At 45.3% G+C, this 15,572-nt stretch carries 19 protein-coding genes; 13 read left to right on the top strand and 6 right to left on the bottom strand.

Translation table 11 applies throughout. From position 1 onward, the window contains the following. The first annotated feature begins 1 nt into the window (after position 1). Positions 2–301: an addiction module antidote protein gene (locus K2P83_RS01700; RefSeq protein WP_292926140.1), complete on the top strand. Its 300-nt coding sequence runs from the start codon at positions 2–4 to the stop codon at positions 299–301. 65 nt (positions 302–366) lie between these two features. Then, positions 367–507: a BrnA antitoxin family protein gene (locus K2P83_RS14285; protein WP_363279286.1), complete on the top strand. Its 141-nt coding sequence runs from the start codon at positions 367–369 to the stop codon at positions 505–507. A gap of 204 nt (positions 508–711) precedes the next feature. Here the strand turns inward: K2P83_RS14285 and K2P83_RS01695 are convergent, their stop codons facing one another. From K2P83_RS01695 to queG, 5 genes are all read right to left on the bottom strand, one after another. Beyond that, positions 712–1,050, bottom strand: a complete 339-nt coding sequence (locus K2P83_RS01695; RefSeq protein WP_292926139.1) for a DUF4760 domain-containing protein — start codon at positions 1,048–1,050, stop codon at positions 712–714. Positions 1,051–1,067: 17 nt separating this feature from the next. Beyond that, positions 1,068–1,337, bottom strand: coding sequence for a hypothetical protein (locus K2P83_RS01690; protein ID WP_292926138.1), 270 nt, complete (start codon positions 1,335–1,337; stop codon positions 1,068–1,070). A 184-nt stretch (positions 1,338–1,521) separates the two neighbouring features. Beyond that, positions 1,522–2,430 (bottom strand): D-hexose-6-phosphate mutarotase, encoded by a 909-nt coding sequence (locus tag K2P83_RS01685; RefSeq protein ID WP_292926137.1) that lies wholly within the window; start codon positions 2,428–2,430, stop codon positions 1,522–1,524. A gap of 32 nt (positions 2,431–2,462) precedes the next feature. Beyond that, a complete protein-coding gene (purT, locus tag K2P83_RS01680; RefSeq protein WP_292926136.1) occupies positions 2,463–3,674 on the bottom strand; it encodes a formate-dependent phosphoribosylglycinamide formyltransferase in 1,212 nt (403 codons plus the stop codon). After that, positions 3,671–4,783: a tRNA epoxyqueuosine(34) reductase QueG gene (queG, locus tag K2P83_RS01675; RefSeq protein WP_292926135.1), complete on the bottom strand. Its 1,113-nt coding sequence runs from the start codon at positions 4,781–4,783 to the stop codon at positions 3,671–3,673. Before queG ends, purT begins: the two co-directional genes overlap by 4 nt. On the opposite strand from queG, the gene tsaE reads away from it, so the two are divergent. From tsaE to K2P83_RS01620, 11 genes are all read left to right on the top strand, one after another. Continuing rightward, positions 4,778–5,284 (top strand): tRNA (adenosine(37)-N6)-threonylcarbamoyltransferase complex ATPase subunit type 1 TsaE, encoded by a 507-nt coding sequence (tsaE, locus tag K2P83_RS01670; protein ID WP_292926134.1) that lies wholly within the window; start codon positions 4,778–4,780, stop codon positions 5,282–5,284. The genes queG and tsaE overlap by 6 nt on opposite strands. Next, a complete protein-coding gene (locus K2P83_RS01665) occupies positions 5,248–6,696 on the top strand; it encodes an N-acetylmuramoyl-L-alanine amidase (protein ID WP_292926133.1) in 1,449 nt (482 codons plus the stop codon). The genes tsaE and K2P83_RS01665 overlap by 37 nt, the downstream gene beginning before the upstream one ends. Positions 6,697–6,920: 224 nt before the next feature. Further along, positions 6,921–8,033 (top strand): ABC transporter permease, encoded by a 1,113-nt coding sequence (locus K2P83_RS01660; protein ID WP_292926163.1) that lies wholly within the window; start codon positions 6,921–6,923, stop codon positions 8,031–8,033. 4 nt (positions 8,034–8,037) lie between these two features. After that, the gene (locus K2P83_RS01655; RefSeq protein WP_292926132.1) at positions 8,038–8,847 is read left to right on the top strand and encodes an ATP-binding cassette domain-containing protein; all 810 of its coding nucleotides are present in this window, start codon (positions 8,038–8,040) and stop codon (positions 8,845–8,847) included. Further along, complete coding sequence (locus tag K2P83_RS01650; RefSeq protein WP_292926131.1) at positions 8,820–9,719, top strand: MlaD family protein; 900 nt, start codon at positions 8,820–8,822, stop codon at positions 9,717–9,719. The genes K2P83_RS01655 and K2P83_RS01650 overlap by 28 nt, the downstream gene beginning before the upstream one ends. Continuing rightward, a complete protein-coding gene (locus K2P83_RS01645) occupies positions 9,716–10,351 on the top strand; it encodes an ABC-type transport auxiliary lipoprotein family protein (protein ID WP_292926130.1) in 636 nt (211 codons plus the stop codon). The genes K2P83_RS01650 and K2P83_RS01645 overlap by 4 nt, the downstream gene beginning before the upstream one ends. Positions 10,352–10,441: 90 nt before the next feature. After that, entirely contained in the window at positions 10,442–10,570 is a 129-nt protein-coding gene (locus K2P83_RS01640) for a lipoprotein (protein ID WP_292926129.1), read from the top strand. Then, the gene (gene lysA / locus K2P83_RS01635; protein WP_292926128.1) at positions 10,567–11,820 is read left to right on the top strand and encodes a diaminopimelate decarboxylase; all 1,254 of its coding nucleotides are present in this window, start codon (positions 10,567–10,569) and stop codon (positions 11,818–11,820) included. The genes K2P83_RS01640 and lysA overlap by 4 nt, the downstream gene beginning before the upstream one ends. A gap of 71 nt (positions 11,821–11,891) precedes the next feature. Beyond that, on the top strand, positions 11,892–12,965 hold the full coding sequence (locus K2P83_RS01630; RefSeq protein ID WP_292926127.1) for a phytoene/squalene synthase family protein: 1,074 nt from the start codon (positions 11,892–11,894) through the stop codon (positions 12,963–12,965). A 73-nt stretch (positions 12,966–13,038) separates the two neighbouring features. Then, positions 13,039–14,028: a hopanoid-associated sugar epimerase gene (gene hpnA, locus K2P83_RS01625; RefSeq protein WP_292926126.1), complete on the top strand. Its 990-nt coding sequence runs from the start codon at positions 13,039–13,041 to the stop codon at positions 14,026–14,028. 370 nt (positions 14,029–14,398) lie between these two features. Beyond that, positions 14,399–14,791, top strand: a complete 393-nt coding sequence (locus tag K2P83_RS01620) for a surface-adhesin E family protein (RefSeq protein WP_292926125.1) — start codon at positions 14,399–14,401, stop codon at positions 14,789–14,791. A gap of 178 nt (positions 14,792–14,969) precedes the next feature. Here the strand turns inward: K2P83_RS01620 and K2P83_RS01615 are convergent, their stop codons facing one another. After that, positions 14,970–15,374 (bottom strand): hemerythrin domain-containing protein, encoded by a 405-nt coding sequence (locus K2P83_RS01615; RefSeq protein ID WP_292926124.1) that lies wholly within the window; start codon positions 15,372–15,374, stop codon positions 14,970–14,972. Positions 15,375–15,572 lie beyond the last annotated feature (198 nt).

Below are 15,572 nucleotides of genomic sequence, written 5' to 3'. Positions count from 1 at the left end.
AATGGATAAAATCAAATTGCGACGCTGGGATAGTGCCGAACACCTAAAAACTGAGGAAGACATAGCACTTTACTTCGAAGCCTGCCTGGAAGAGGCTGACGATGATGCCGCTTTTATCGCCAAAGCGCTTGGAAACATAGCCCGTGCGCGCGGCATGACTCAGCTTGCGCACGATACCGGACTTGGCAGAGAAAGCCTTTACAAAGCTTTGTCCGGAGACGGCAATCCCAGCTTCTCCACGATCCTGAAAGTCATTAAGGCGCTCGGACTGAAGCTGCATGTCGAAACACCCGGACACTGAGTTTGTCCGTAAATTGAGAAAAAATCTGATTGCCTAAGATTCCAGTTAGATGTTTCGGTCATTGCATGATTGTCAAGTCACGGCTCCTTGCGCATTCAGAAATAATTCTTGATTCTGGACCCCAGAATTTTCGCGCTACCGGCAGCGGCTGGCAAACACGCATGGATGAATCGCTCATGGAGTGGATACGAGAGCATCGTTCATGACTGGCAAGCGAATGTGAAACATTTTCGAGGAAGTAAAAAGATGCAGTTTATAAATGGCGAGCATTTTGGCCTATCCTCAACACCGTAGGTTTGATGTTGGGCTTTCTTCGGCAGCCCAACCTACCGCGCTATAAAACCGGACAGTTCTATTTGTTGACAACAGACTTGACCGTTTGCAGTATTGGGCGTAATCACTTTTCGTGATCATAATATCTTTTCCCCTGTGCTGAGATATGTGCGAGATCTCCATGCGGTAGCTAACTTTTCTAATTCAATAAATATTTGAGGGTCATTGTAATCACCTCTTACGGCATTGATATATGCTTTGTATTTTGCTTCCATATATAAGGTCAGAGAATGTGTGGACAAGTACATAAACTCCTCACTAACGCAATCTTCTTGTATTGCTACCGCGATAGTTTCTAATGTACTTAACGATGTCCTGATAGCCGTATTTAGCTCTCTATTTGAAACTATTTTTTCATATATCTCCTTATTTTTAACGTCACCATCATCAAGTATTTTCTTGAATTCTATTTCCATTAAGGCTCGTTTGTCACTTAATTCAACACTGTAAATATAGTATTCACAAGTGTTATGCTATTTTTTATCTTATTGTCCTGTACCTGAAGTTTTAAAGTTAGCCCAATGTAATAAGCTGTGTATATTGCAGCGCACCCACCAGCAACGGCTCCTACAAAAGAGATAAGGGGGCGAAATTCTGTATAGAAATAAAATGCGCTCACCAATATAATTCCAGCGAGCATTAAAACTACAGGAATTGTTATCGGTATTGTAAATGTACCCATTCTCTTAGTTTTATGTTCCATGAATAAATATCCTATCTATTATCGTTACTAATAATCAGCATTTTCTTTAGGGAAACACTAATTTATTCGATTTTTAAGATTTTTTCTCGTGCAGGCAATTGATTCTAATGAAAGTTGAATCTGGAATCCAAGGGGTCAAACCCAAGGGATCACATCTCGACATCACTGATTCACAACCAATCAATTAACCGCGCACCACCCGATAATTAGCCACTAACCGGCACTCCCCGCCCGGCGCAACTTCGCGAACATCGTCCGCCGCATTGGTGGTTTCAACACACAGCAAACGCTTGTAATCGTCGTCTTCCAGATCCGCCATATCCCTGGCGATTTTCTCCCACGGATTCCACACCACGGCAGTTTTACTGCCTTGCGAGGTGATTTGGATGCGACGGTTGAGGGCCGCGTCGTCGATGGTCAGGGTATTGCCCACGTTCAAATAGATACGGTCGACTTCGGCGCCGATGGTCACGTCACCGGTTTGATGTTTTTGCGTGTTGCCGCCACCGGCTTTGTCGAGATAGTCGCAGTCGGATAGCCCCGAAACTTTGGCGCGAGTAATGTCGCCGACTTTGAAGTAAGTATGAAACGCTTGCGTAATGGTGAATGCTTCCTTGCCGGTGTTGCGTGTGATCAATGACAGATTCAAAGTGTCACCGATGACGATTTCCTGCCGCAGACTGAACGCATTTGGCCAGATGGCTTGCGTTTCCGCCGTATCGTCCAGTCCAACGGTAACTTTGATATCGCCATGACTCAGTGCTTCGGTGGCTACCACATTCCAACCGCGGTTGCGCACGAAACCATGTCCAGGGCGGCCTTTACCTTCCGGATCGGCGCCGAACCACGGCCAGCAGATTGGGGCGCCGCCTTTGATGGCTTTACCGTCCTGGTAATACGCTTTCGTGCTCAAAAACATCACATCTTCCGGCTCACCGACGGGCTGATACGACAATACCTGGCCGGCGTGAATCGAGATCAGTGCTTTGGCTTTAGCGGTTTTTACCTGAATCATCGGCAGTCCGCCGTTGCCTGCGATAAATTCCACTTGACCTGCAATACCGAATTGCGTGTTGAGTTGTTCGATCGTCATGATTTTCCTTTATTAAATTATTGTTTGATTTTCTATTCTTGAATGGGTTTGATCCGGCTGGCTGCCAGTTTAGCACGGCTCCGTGCTTCGTCTGTACTGGCGCCGTTGGCTAATGCAACCCCCATACGGCGGCGCGCAAACGATTCGGGTTTGCCGAACAAGCGCAAATCGCTTTGCGGCACGCTGAGCGCATCAGTGATCCCAGTAAATGCAATGCCCTTGGCTTCGAGTTGTCCGTAAATCACCGCGCTGGCACCCGGCGCCAGCAGCGCCGTATCCACCGGCAATCCTAGAATCGCACGCGCATGCAGATCGAATTCACTTTGCTTCTGGCTGCACATCGTCACCATGCCGGTGTCGTGCGGACGCGGGCTGACTTCGCTGAACCAGACTTCGTCGCCTTGGATAAACAATTCCACGCCGAAAATGCCGAGACCACCCAGATTACCGGTAATTTCCCGGGCGATTTCGCGCGCGCGTTGCAATGCCAGCGGTGACATCGCCTGGGGTTGCCAGCTTTCAACATAATCGCCATGCACCTGTACATGTCCGATCGGTTCGCAGAAATGCGTTTGAACGTCACCGTTGGCATCCAGCGCACGCACCGTCAGTTGCGTGATCTCATAATCAAAATGAATCACGCCTTCGACAATGACACGGCCTTGATTGACGCGGCTGCCGCTCGCGGCATAATTCCACGCTGTTTCTACCTCCCCGGCATGATCGATGCGCGATTGCCCTTTTCCGGATGACGACATCACCGGTTTCACGATACAGGGATAACCGATTTTGCCGTCAATCGCGGCGCGCAATTCATCCAGGCTGTTGGCAAAGGCGTACGGCGAGGTCGGCAAACCAAGTGTTTCCGCCGCCAGACAGCGAATTCCCTCACGGTTCATCGTTAATTTGGCGGCACGGGCTGTTGGAATCACGGTCGCAATACCAGCTTGCTCGATTTCAATCAGCATATCGGTTGCAATCGCTTCGATTTCCGGCACGATGATATCGGGCCGCTCCTGTTCGATCAGAGCACGCAACGCTTGTCCATCGGCCATATTGATCACATGCGCCCGGTGCGCTACCTGATGTCCCGGTGCGTCGGCGTAGCGGTCTACCGCAATCGTTTCCACCCCCAGGCGCTGCAACGCAATAATGACTTCCTTGCCCAACTCACCGCTGCCCAGCAGCATGACTTTTGTCGCTGACGGACTCAGCGGCGTACCGATAACCGATCGTTTATTCATGGTATGTTTTCCTCAGTTGCTGTTCTTTTTGTATTCTGTTGTTGTAATGCCCATTGCACATGTTCGCGCACTAACGCTGAAGCATCATCCAATCGGGCTTGTAATGCTTTAACGATTTCGTTCGAATAAGGCGCGTTGCCCAAACCGACGGCAATATTGCGCAACCATTGCGGATAACCGATGCGGCGAATCGGCGTGCCTGCCAGTTTTGTCTCGAAGGTTTCCTGATCCCAACCAAACAACTCTATCAGCGATACATCGTCCATGCCATTGCGCACGTGAAAGTCGTTTTCGTTCGTGATTTTGGCGAATTTATTCCACGGGCATACCAACTGGCAATCATCGCAACCATAAATGCGATTGCCAATCAGCGGACGCAACGCCTCCGGGATGCTGTCCTTTAACTCGATTGTCAGATAAGAAATGCAACGCCGCGCGTCAACCTGATACGGCGCGACTATCGCTTGCGTGGGGCAAATATCGATACATTTGGAACAACTGCCGCAATAATTTCCGGTCTCCTCATCCACGGGCAGTGGCAAGTCCACATACATCTCGCCGAGGAAAAACATCGAGCCCGCTTGACGGGATAGCAATAAGGTATGTTTGCCGCGCCAGCCCAGCCCGGCTTTCTGCGCCCAGGCCACTTCCATCACCGGCGCGCTGTCGGAAAAAACCCGGTAGTTGAACATCCCCGCTTCCGCTGTCATTTTATCGGCCAAGCGCTGCAAACGTGCGCGTATAACCTTATGGTAATCGCGTCCCAACGCATACCGCGAAATAAATGCCTGCTCACCTGTATTGATCACATCCCAGCTATTTTTGGCAGAAGGCGGCGCATAATTCATGCATACGGAAATAATCCGCTGCGTTCCGGGCTCAAGTTCGACAGGCCGGGTGCGTTTGGTGCCATGTTTTGCCATATAATCCATGTCACCGTGATATCCTTGCTCCAACCAATTAAAGAGACCGGATTCCACCGCTGACATATCCGCATGGGCATCGGCAATGCGGATATCTTGGAATCCAAGTTCTTTACTCCATGTTTTGATGGCAGCCGCTAAGGCGGCATAATCCGGTAATTTATTTGTTGAGATATTCTCTTGCATAACACGCATTCTACAGATTCTGAACCCGTACAGAGCTTGACATTTGATCTTGCTGACGAAGCAGCGACGATGGCTCTGGGTAAAAAAATGGCTGCTTGCCTGCATGCCGGATTAACTATTTATCTGTTTGGCAACCTCGGTGCAGGGAAAACAACGCTCACGCGCGGCATTTTACACGGCCTCGGCTATCATCATGTAGTCAAAAGTCCTACATATAATTTAGTTGAAATCTATAAAATTTCTAAGTTATACTTGTATCACTTTGATTTTTATCGGTTCAATGATTACCTCGAATGGGAAGAAGCAGGCTTCCGCGAATATTTTAATTCAGATTCAATCTGTGTGGTGGAATGGCCTGAAAAAGCCGGTGATTTATTGCCAAAAGCTGATCTACAGCTCTTCTTCAGCATTCTTGCGACCGGCCGCAGTATTGAAATCCAGACGGGTACAGAAACAGGAAAACAATGCTTGATACAGTTAAAAAATCAGAAAATAGTGTGATTGCGTGTTTTACCGACAGCAGGCTTGCTTCCGTAGAATATGTCTTTTTGACATGCTTTATTCTAATCTTGCTATTTCTGAATCAGCCCGTTCTGGCTGCAGACACCACTGTTCAATCGGTGCGTGTTGGATTAACACCCGACTACACCCGTATCACCCTGGAATCCAATCAGCCGCTTGAGTATGAATTAAGTATGCTGGAGAATCCACACCGCGTTGTCGTCGATTTAAGTCATACTAAGCTTTCTCCGGCGCTTACCTCGCTACCGCAGAAAATCGATGCCATCGACCCTTTAGTGCAGAAAATTCGCGTCGGTCAGTTAACTCCCCATGTTATCCGATTGGTACTTGATGTTAAGTCAAATGTTGTTCCACGCGCATTTGTTATAGCGCCGAAGGAGAATATTGCGCATCGCTTGGTATTGGACATTTATCATCCGAATAAAGCTGACAAAGCCGATTTGAATGTCCGTGTCGATCCCGCTGCCATCGCTGATTTTGAAACCGATGTTCTGGATGAGCTGGTTGCCACACTGGTACAAGATGGTAATAAACAAAAGACAAATCCGACACCACTGATACGCCCGCACTCACCCAAACCACAGCTAAATCAAATCAAGCAACCTGACAGCTTTCCAGCAGCACAAAATCGCAAACCCAGCATGACGCCACAGAAAAGCTTGGCGCCGCGGATTATTATCGTTGCGATTGACCCCGGGCATGGTGGTAAAGACCCCGGCGCAGTAGGACACCAAGGCACCCACGAGAAAGATGTTACGCTGGCAATTGCCAGAAAGCTTAAAGAACGCATCGACAAAGAACCGAATATGCGTGCTGTTCTGACTCGTACCGGCGATTACTATATTTCACTCCCGCAACGGCGCATTAACGCCCGACGTGCCAATGCAGATCTGTTTATATCGATCCATGCTGACGCCAATCCCAAGTCACATGCACACGGGTCCTCAGTATTTACATTGTCCGAACATGGCGCCACATCAACCACGGCCAGTTGGCTTGCCAACAAGGAGAACAGCGTTGATAACGATTTGATGAGCGGCATTGACATCACATCAAAGTCAAAAGCTATTCGAGAGTTACTGCTGGATCTGTCTCTCAGTGCGACCATCAATGACAGCGTCAAACTGGCTGAATATGTTCTGAAGCAACTGGGTGGTATTAATCATTTACATAAAAGAAATGTCGAACAAGCCGGTTTTGCCGTACTCAAATCTCCTGATATCCCTTCTATTCTGGTTGAAACAGCTTTTCTCAGCAATCCCAAAGAAGAAGAGAAGTTACGCAGCAAAAATTATCAGGACAAAATGGCTGATGCGATGTATTTAGGCATTAAAAAATACTTTTCGGATAATCCGGCATTAGCACGTTCTGAAGTGGCTCAGGTAAAATAAACACGTTTTCTTGCTTGAAGACTTCTATTCAGCACAATCTGTTTCACAATAACCCTATACAATAGTTTCTTCTTGTCCCGGCAGATCACGGTCCGCATAATCAGGCTAGCGGGAACCCGGCATAGTGAATAATTGATCACGATTGGTTATCAACATAGTTAGTTAGCGTTTCCATGAACCAGCCCAAGCCAAATTCGACACGCACCAGCCACTCTCAGAAAACGATGAACCAGTGGTATCAACTTTGCACTAAACAGGGCTATCCACATATTAGCCTGAAGGGCAATTACACTTTAACGGCGCTGGAACGCGTTTTGGAACCATTAGCCAATGAACTGACCCAGCAAGCCGACAATAAAAATCTTTATTGGGATTTAACGGGTATTCAGCAAATGGATACCGCGGGTACAGCCATGTTATGGCGCATCTGGAAAGCACAACGGCCCGAACATTTACAATTGCGTCCTGAACATGAAAAAATGTTTAAGCGGCTGGAAAATCTCCCCAATCTCCAGCCGGAAGGAAAACAGAGAGACATACTATGGCCCATAACAACTTTAGGCGGGTTAGCGCTACTTTTATGGCAGCATACTCTGGGTCTGATTATATTAATTGGTCAATTGCTGATTGATGTTGTTTACTTAATCCGGCATCCTATTTATATTCCGTGGCGTGAAATTTCTGCAAATTTATACCGTACCGGCGCACAGGCCTTGGGTATCACAGCCTTGGTCGGATTTCTGATTGGCATCGTAATCAGCTATCTCTCTTCCAAACAATTACAGTTATTTGGCGCAGATATCTTCATTATCAACATATTGGGGATTAGCATCATCCGTGAACTGGGTCCAATGCTGGCAGCAATTCTGGTAGCCGGCCGCTCCGGTTCATCTATGACGGCACAGCTCGGTGTCATGCGCGTAACTCAGGAATTGGATGCTTTGACGGTTATGGGGATCTCGCATAGTCAGCGCCTGATATTGCCTAAAGTGCTTGGCCTCGGCATTGCAATGCCGTTGCTGGTTTTATGGACCAGCGCGATCGCCTTGCTGGGTGGCATGGTCGCGGCAGAGTTACAGTTAGGTTTAAACTATCAATATTTTCTGACCGCATTACCGGATTCGGTACCCATAGCCAACCTGTGGCTAGGACTGGGGAAAGGGGTTGTATGCGGCATGGTCATTGCGCTGATTGCATGTCATTTTGGTTTAAGGATCAAACCCAACACGGAAAGCTTGGGAGAAGGCACCACTTCCTCTGTTGTGACAGCGATAACAGTGGTTATTATTATCGATGCAATTTTTGCAATTATATTTTCTGATGTCGGACTTTCCTAGAAAAATGACAAATCCGGGATGCATCATTGAAATTGAGTCGTTATATACCCGGTTTGGCAATCTGGTTGTCCATCAAGATATCAATTTATGCGTTTTACGTGGAGAAGTACTGACGTTGATCGGAGGCTCGGGTAGCGGAAAAACGACATTGCTGCGCCAAATGCTTGGCCTGGAACAACCATCCCAAGGCAGTGTTAAAATTTTTGGTAGGTCCCGGAAAGATCCCGGCTTTAATCGGCAGAGAAAGAAAATACGCAGCCGTTCCGGTGTGCTTTTTCAGCAAGGCGCATTATTTAGTGCATTATCTGTGTTTGATAATATTGCTTTACCGTTACGTGAATTACACACCCTTAGCGAGGAAATGATTCGTGATTTGGTTATGATTAAATTAGATATGGTGGCCATCGGATCTGAGCATGCGAATAAAATGCCCGCCGCCCTATCCGGGGGAATGATCAAACGTATCGCTTTAGCACGAGCCCTGGCTTTGGATCCTGAACTATTATTTCTCGATGAGCCCACTGCCGGATTGGACCCGGAATTAAGTGAAAGTTTTGTAGAACTGGTGCTTGCATTACGCAGTGAAATGGATTTAACCATTGTCATGGTGACGCATGATCTTGATACACTGGTACCATTATCCGATCGGATTGCAGTCCTGGCTGATCAACAGATTATTGTGACGGGCACCTTAGATGAAGTATGCAACTTTCAGCACCCGTTTACTACCAGTTTCTTTAAAAGCATGCGACATAAAACTGATCAAAAAAATTATCCGGAGCAAATATGGAAAACCGTGCCCATGCCCTTGTAGCTGGCATATTTGTTATTTTCCTGAGTATCACAGTGACTTTTGTTGCGATGTGGTTCAGTGGTAACAATATCCAACGCAATTCCTATCTCGTGGTAACCAAAGAATCGGTTAGCGGACTCAACCCGCAATCTGCCGTACACTATCGCGGCGTTAATATTGGCAAGGTTGAAAATATCGAATTTGATCCGGATAACCCGCATCAGATTCTGATTCAGATCTCAGTCGATGAGAATGTTAGGCTTCAGAACACTATTTATGCACAACTGGGCTATCAAGGCGTCACTGGATTGGCTTATATACAACTCAACGATAATGGCATTGGTAATGAACAATTACCAAGCGATGCACAAATCCCAATGCGCCGTTCGTTACTTGATGAGGTGACTGGATCGGGCCAAGACTTGCTCAGTAATGTGAATCAACTGGTATTAAAATTGCATCAATTGCTGGACGATCAGAATCAAACACATGTCTCAAAAATTCTGCAGAATATCGAAAAAGCCACCAGAAACTTTGATGGCATTGCCGGCCGTTTACAACCTGTATTAGAGTCTGTCACCGAACTATCAACTCAGTCCGCCACCTTGGTCAAGCATTTAGATCAACTATTAGGTGAAATTAATATTACTGTAGCAAAAATCAATCAGAAAGAGGGTATTTTTGACAGTTTGTCGCATAGCACACAGGAACTGGCAACCACGATTCCTGAGTTGCGTAAAGTGAGTAACAGTATTGCACGCAATTCAAATAATTTAGATAAGGTATTGAATCAATTGGAAGAGAATCCACAAAGCTTATTGTTCGGCCGCCCGCAATCACTTCCTGGCCCTGGCGAAGCCGGTTTTATCCCTCCTGCAGGCAAACTTCAATGACAAAAGTTGCATTATTACTAATCTTTATCGTTTACCTGCTCACAGGTTGTGTGGCGTTCAATAAATCACAATCCCCAGTTTCTATTTACGATTTTGGCATGCAACATGCGCAGACTACCAAACAGCTCTTGCAACAATCACCGCAGCATCGAAAGAGCTTGCTGATTGCCGACGCAACAGCGCCGTCATGGCTGGATAACAATGCAATCCATTATCGGTTGCTGTATCAAAATCCCACGCAGTCCTATACGTATGCCAGCAGCCGCTGGATAGCAGCACCCGCTGCCTTGCTTACCCAGCAAATACGCAACCGTATCGTTGCAAGTACCAGCGAGCAAGTCATAAAAGACAACAGCACAGCAAAAGCCGACTATGTTTTACATATTGAATTGGAAGAATTTACTCAGCTATTTGATACGACGGATGCGAGCCATATTGTCATTGGCTTGCGAATCAGCTTGGTTGAGCGCAACACACGCAAATTATTAGCCCAGAAAGATCTCAGCATAACTGAAAAAACATCCACTGCAGATGCAGCAGGCGCCGTATCCGCTTTAAGTTCAGCAAGCAATCAGTTAATTAATGAATTAGTTAATTGGCTGACCGCCGAATTATCCAACGTTAAGCCTTAGCGCCTACTGCCAAAATTAATCACGAGTTTGATTAATTTATTATTCTCTTATGTTAGTATCCCGTAAATTTATTGCTTCAGGGACTATCTCATGCGTTTATTGTTTATCTTACTGTTTTTAGTCTACCTACTCAGTGCTTGCGGCCTTAAAGGGCCACTTTATCTTCCAAAAACAGATGAAGCCAATCCTGCCTCATCCACTGATATTGGAAAGAAATGAGTGGATTTTCTGAATTTATCTACCACGGTAACGAACTCTATGTCGAATCTGTACCGTTAAAACAAATTGCGGAAGAATTCGGCACGCCATGCTATGTCTATTCAAGATCGGCCTTAACAAAAGCATATCTGGAATTTGATTCTGCTTTTTCTGACCGGGATCACTTAATTTGTTATGCAGTAAAAGCCAACTCCAACATTGCCATACTCAATCTATTGGCACGGCTTGGCAGCGGCTTCGATATCGTATCAGGCGGCGAACTGCTTCGGGTTATTAAAGCAGGCGGAGATCCAAAGAAAATAGTTTTCTCCGGGGTTGGTAAAAATACCGATGAAATGCGCCTGGCGCTGGAAGCCAATATTCTGTGTTTTAATGTGGAATCTGAAGCGGAATTAATTGTTTTAAATCAGATCGCAAAAGACATGGGGAAAATTGCACCGGTTAGCTTACGCGTAAACCCGAATGTTGATGCAAAAACCCATCCTTACATCTCGACCGGCCTTCAAGAAAATAAATTTGGTATTCCGGCCAGTGAAGCTGAAAAAATTTATCGATCTGCTCACCAATACGTTCACATCCGTTTTACCGGATTAGATTGTCACATTGGTTCGCAACTGACAGAGCTTGAACCATTTATGCAAGCAAGTAACAAAATGCTTAATCTGCTCGATACCCTGCAATCTCAAGGTCTCGAAATTACGCATTTGGATTTAGGTGGTGGATTAGGCATTCGCTATACCAATGAAACACCACCGTCGATTAATGATTATGTTTCCACACTGTGCGCCTGCACACAACAAGTCAAACAACGCCTATTAATTGAACCAGGCCGCTCGCTCGTAGGTAACGCAGGCATCCTGCTGACTCGAATTGAATACCTGAAGCATACGCCCTCACGCAATTTCGCCATTGTCGATGCGGCAATGAATGATTTAATGCGTCCTGCACTTTATGATGCCTATCATGAGATTCTTCCAGTCATCAGAAACAAAGAAAAAATTAAAAATTACCAAATTGTTGGGCCTGTTTGTGAAACAGGTGATTTTCTGGGTCACGATCGCAAGCTCGGCTTGATCAATGGAGATTTATTGGCGGTCATGTCTGCCGGTGCCTATGGCATGAGCATGAGTTCAAATTACAATACCCGGCCACGCGCGACTGAAATTATGGTCGATAAAAACACCATTCATCTCATCCGGCAACGTGAGACAATTGATCAATTAATCGCCACCGAACGAATCTTGTCTTAATTTAATGGCATAGAATTTGGAGATGCGCTCAATTGTAGTAATATGCCTTATCGTTTTATGACAAATCAGTAATGACAAGCCTTTCTTCCAGTTTCGATGATGAACAGTACCAAGACCATATTTTGCAAGGTGTATCTCGCACTTTTGCATTAACGATTCCACAGTTACCCGAATCTTTACGCCGCGTTATCGGCAATGCTTATCTTCTATGCCGCATCACCGACACGATTGAAGATGATAGCGCTTTAACTATAGAGCAGACCAAGCAGCTATCGCATATGTTTTCCGAAGTGGTGTGCGGCACTGCATCAGCCGAAGATTTTGCACAACAGCTATACCCCCTGCTTTCCGGGCATACAATTCCAGAAGAACATGATTTAATCAAAAATACACCAGCGGTTATCCGCATTACACATAGCTTCAATCCTACACAGCGCAATGCACTGGAGCGTTGTGTTCGAATCATGGCACAGGGCATGGCCGACTATCAGGAAACAGAATCTCTGGAAGGACTCAAAGATCTGTCCGCAATGAATCAATATTGCTATTACGTTGCCGGGGTAGTCGGCGAAATGTTAACCGAATTATTTTGCGATTATTCAGAGGAAATTAATAGTCAAAAACCTACTTTGATGAAACTTTCCGTATCCTTCGGACAGGGATTGCAAATGACAAACATCCTCAAAGATATCTGGGATGATCGTAAACGCGGCGTTTGCTGGCTTCCGAAAGATATTTTTCTGAAGAATGGATTTAATCTCACGGATTTGCAGCCGGGTATGTCCGATACAAATTTTCAGGCCGGATTAGCGGAGTTATTGGGCGTAGCCAAAGGTCATTTACAAGATGCACTGCTATATACCAGTTTGATTCCCCCCCAAGAAAAAGGAATTCGCCGGTTCTGTTTATGGGCAATCGGTATGGCAGTCCTGACTTTAAATAAAATTAATCAGCACCGGGATTTTTCTGAAGGAACTCAAGTTAAAATAAGTCGCCGCAGTGTTAGAGCTACCATTGCAACAACCAGTTTATTTGTCAGCCAGGATTGGATTTTAAAGTTACTGTTCAAGCTCACATCCAGCAAACTTCCTGAAGTAGCTATCCACGAAGATACTTATTTGAGAGACAAAACAAATAATCAATAGCCTTTTATCTCTACCGGGTTATTATAATATTAAATGAACCTAACTTAAGAACAACATAAAAATACAATATATTATGAAATCATTGGTCACTGGTGCAACAGGATTTCTTGGCTCTGCCGTTATGCGATGTTTGCTAACAGCGGGGCATGAAGTTCGTGTATTGGTGAGACCGGATAGTGACCGGAGAAACCTGGAAAACTTCCCTGTTGAGATTACTGAAGGCGACCTACGGGAGCATCAGTCGCTAAAACGTGCCATTAAAGGTTGCGAAAATCTGTTTCATGTGGCTGCGGATTATCGTCTTTGGGTTCCTGATCCTGAAACCATGCATGAAATCAACGTCAATGGCACACGCGCGCTGATCCTAGCAGCGACTGAGGAAGGCATAAAGCGTATTGTTTATACCAGCAGCGTAGCAACGTTAGGTTTAAAACAAGATGGGTCATCTGCTAATGAAGATACACCATCCAATTTCACCGCTATCACAGGATATTACAAGCGCACTAAATATCTGGCTGAACAAATGGTGAAACAATTGACCGACGAGCACCAGTTACCGTTAATCATCGTCAATCCATCAACTCCGATTGGCCCCGGAGACATTCGCCCGACACCAACAGGCCGTATTGTGCTGGATACATTAATGGGCCGAATGCCGGCTTATGTGAATACCGGATTAAATATTGCGCATGTCGACGACATTGCCTATGGTCATTTACTGGCTTATCAGCATGGGAAGCCAGGAGAGCGTTACATACTGGGTGGCGATAATATGTCTTTGCTGCAAATCCTGCAGACCATTGATGCAATCAATGGAACACAACAGAATCGCATTAATATACCGATTGGTTTAATGCTTCCAATGGCGTGGTTCATGGAAAAAATTGCATCTTTCACACACACTGAACCACGGGCTACCCTGGATAGTATTCATATGGCAAAAAAACTAATGTTTTTCTCCAGTGAAAAAGCACACCGGGAATTAGGCTATCAGTACCGACCCTCGATTGAGGCACTTAAAGATGCTGTTAAATGGTTTAAAGAAAACAATTACTACAACTGAGTGACTTGTTGGTTAATATTCTTATGGAACGCATTAAACTTCAGTGCTCCGCTAACAAAAACATTCAATCTGATGTGGTCAGTTTGCTCTAACTTATCTCTACCATGTTTGTAAGGTGTTGATGTCAACTATGGGTTAATTCCGCACAATACCCTTGGAAATTAGCATCAGGGAGACAGACTAGTATGCAATCTACTAAAAATTACTGTTATTAATTGCACAAAAATGCCAATATTAGCTACTTTACCGATAGCTTTGGAACCAAGACTGAAATAAATGACTAATCAGAGCTTACTTAAAAGATCAATACTCAGCTTAACTAGCCACATTACAAAACCCTATTCTCATAATAAAATTCGAGAAATAAACTGTGAAAAAACTATTATTTATTTGTATGTTAGCTTTTATAAGCACCAGTACGATGGCTGAATGGACCAAAGTGGGCGAAAGTGATATAAAAGGTGGTTACACTGCTTACGCTGATATGGCTTCGATTCGCAAGGTAGGTGAAAAGGTTAAAATGTGGACCTTATTTGACTATAAAATAGTTCAAAAAGTCTCTGGTGTTGAATTTTTATCTGAAAAGATCCGGCGCGAGTACGATTGCAAGGAAAAGCAAATGAGAATTCTTGCGTTCTCGTTATTTGGCTGGAATATGGAAAGTGGCGAACTTATTCGTTCATATAGCCAACCTAAGAAATGGGAAGCAGTGCAACCTGGCAGTATTGATGAAACAGAGTGGAAAGTAGCTTGTGGCGAATAGAATCTCAGTTATCTCGCTAACAAAGTATCAGCCATTAAATGCAATGTAATTCGCGCTTACTTAGATCCACAATCTATATTCTCTTTAATATTTGCAGGTCTATGTGAAATACCGTGGGTAAGAGACAGTTAATCTTCCGCACAAGAAATAGATCATGTTGATGTAGTTTTTAACGTTTCTAAAACCGCGAGCACGTCGTTTGACTAGGGTGCGATTGTAGTTGTGGAAACAATACACGCTCCTCATATCGCACATGCGCGGCTAGTAAATCACCGAATTGGCGCAAACGCAAAGCAGGCTCCAATAGACAAGGCCCACAGGCAAGCTTATGCAACTCCGTATGTTCAGCAAGAATACGTGCGGCAGTTTCTAAATCCAGCGCATTTGCCGCAAGCCGGATCAACAGCTCTTCTTGCGCAAAGTGCTCAGCCAACACCATATGCCAATGCGCTTCAATCCGCGCCAGCACTTCTGAGCAAGTGGTGCTGTCATTGGCATCCGCCGCTTTCCGGGCAGCACGTGCCATCACCAGCGATGTATGGTGTTCCCGTGATAACGAAAGTAAAGCGCCGGTTCGTGGCATGCTGTATGAAAAAGATGGTTAAAAAAGAAAACTTTCAAGACTGAGGTCGCTTTTATTTTTAGTACTACTTTCGATGCAATGATCACAATAATTAGTTTTTAATTTTACATTCCAGGCTAAGCCGACAAGATTATGTTTTGAAATAGAGGGCATTTCCTCTCCTCACCTTACCTTACCTTGCTGTCATTCTTGCTAAAA

The organism is Nitrosomonas sp. (genome assembly GCF_019752415.1).
Lineage (GTDB): Bacteria > Pseudomonadota > Gammaproteobacteria > Burkholderiales > Nitrosomonadaceae > Nitrosomonas.
The sequence above is the reverse complement of the archived record's forward strand: the minus strand, read 5'-3'. Positions and strand labels throughout refer to the sequence as shown.

Excerpts from the sequence above, each read along its gene's own strand:
- K2P83_RS01660 (WP_292926163.1), top strand. The coding sequence starts at position 6,921 with ATGAACCAGTGGTATCAACTTTGCACTAAACAGGGCTATCCACATATT.
- queG (WP_292926135.1), bottom strand. The coding sequence starts at position 4,783 with ATGCAAGAGAATATCTCAACAAATAAATTACCGGATTATGCCGCCTTA.
- K2P83_RS01630 (WP_292926127.1), top strand. The coding sequence starts at position 11,892 with ATGACAAGCCTTTCTTCCAGTTTCGATGATGAACAGTACCAAGACCAT.
- lysA (WP_292926128.1), top strand. The coding sequence starts at position 10,567 with ATGAGTGGATTTTCTGAATTTATCTACCACGGTAACGAACTCTATGTC.
- K2P83_RS01655 (WP_292926132.1), top strand. The coding sequence starts at position 8,038 with ATGACAAATCCGGGATGCATCATTGAAATTGAGTCGTTATATACCCGG.
- purT (WP_292926136.1), bottom strand. The coding sequence starts at position 3,674 with ATGAATAAACGATCGGTTATCGGTACGCCGCTGAGTCCGTCAGCGACA.
- K2P83_RS14285 (WP_363279286.1), top strand. The coding sequence starts at position 367 with ATGATTGTCAAGTCACGGCTCCTTGCGCATTCAGAAATAATTCTTGAT.
- K2P83_RS01615 (WP_292926124.1), bottom strand. The coding sequence starts at position 15,374 with ATGCCACGAACCGGCGCTTTACTTTCGTTATCACGGGAACACCATACA.
- K2P83_RS01700 (WP_292926140.1), top strand. The coding sequence starts at position 2 with ATGGATAAAATCAAATTGCGACGCTGGGATAGTGCCGAACACCTAAAA.
- K2P83_RS01645 (WP_292926130.1), top strand. The coding sequence starts at position 9,716 with ATGACAAAAGTTGCATTATTACTAATCTTTATCGTTTACCTGCTCACA.
- K2P83_RS01690 (WP_292926138.1), bottom strand. The coding sequence starts at position 1,337 with ATGGAACATAAAACTAAGAGAATGGGTACATTTACAATACCGATAACA.
- K2P83_RS01685 (WP_292926137.1), bottom strand. The coding sequence starts at position 2,430 with ATGACGATCGAACAACTCAACACGCAATTCGGTATTGCAGGTCAAGTG.
- K2P83_RS01665 (WP_292926133.1), top strand. The coding sequence starts at position 5,248 with ATGCTTGATACAGTTAAAAAATCAGAAAATAGTGTGATTGCGTGTTTT.
- K2P83_RS01640 (WP_292926129.1), top strand. The coding sequence starts at position 10,442 with ATGCGTTTATTGTTTATCTTACTGTTTTTAGTCTACCTACTCAGTGCT.
- hpnA (WP_292926126.1), top strand. The coding sequence starts at position 13,039 with ATGAAATCATTGGTCACTGGTGCAACAGGATTTCTTGGCTCTGCCGTT.
- K2P83_RS01695 (WP_292926139.1), bottom strand. The coding sequence starts at position 1,050 with ATGGAAATAGAATTCAAGAAAATACTTGATGATGGTGACGTTAAAAAT.
- K2P83_RS01650 (WP_292926131.1), top strand. The coding sequence starts at position 8,820 with ATGGAAAACCGTGCCCATGCCCTTGTAGCTGGCATATTTGTTATTTTC.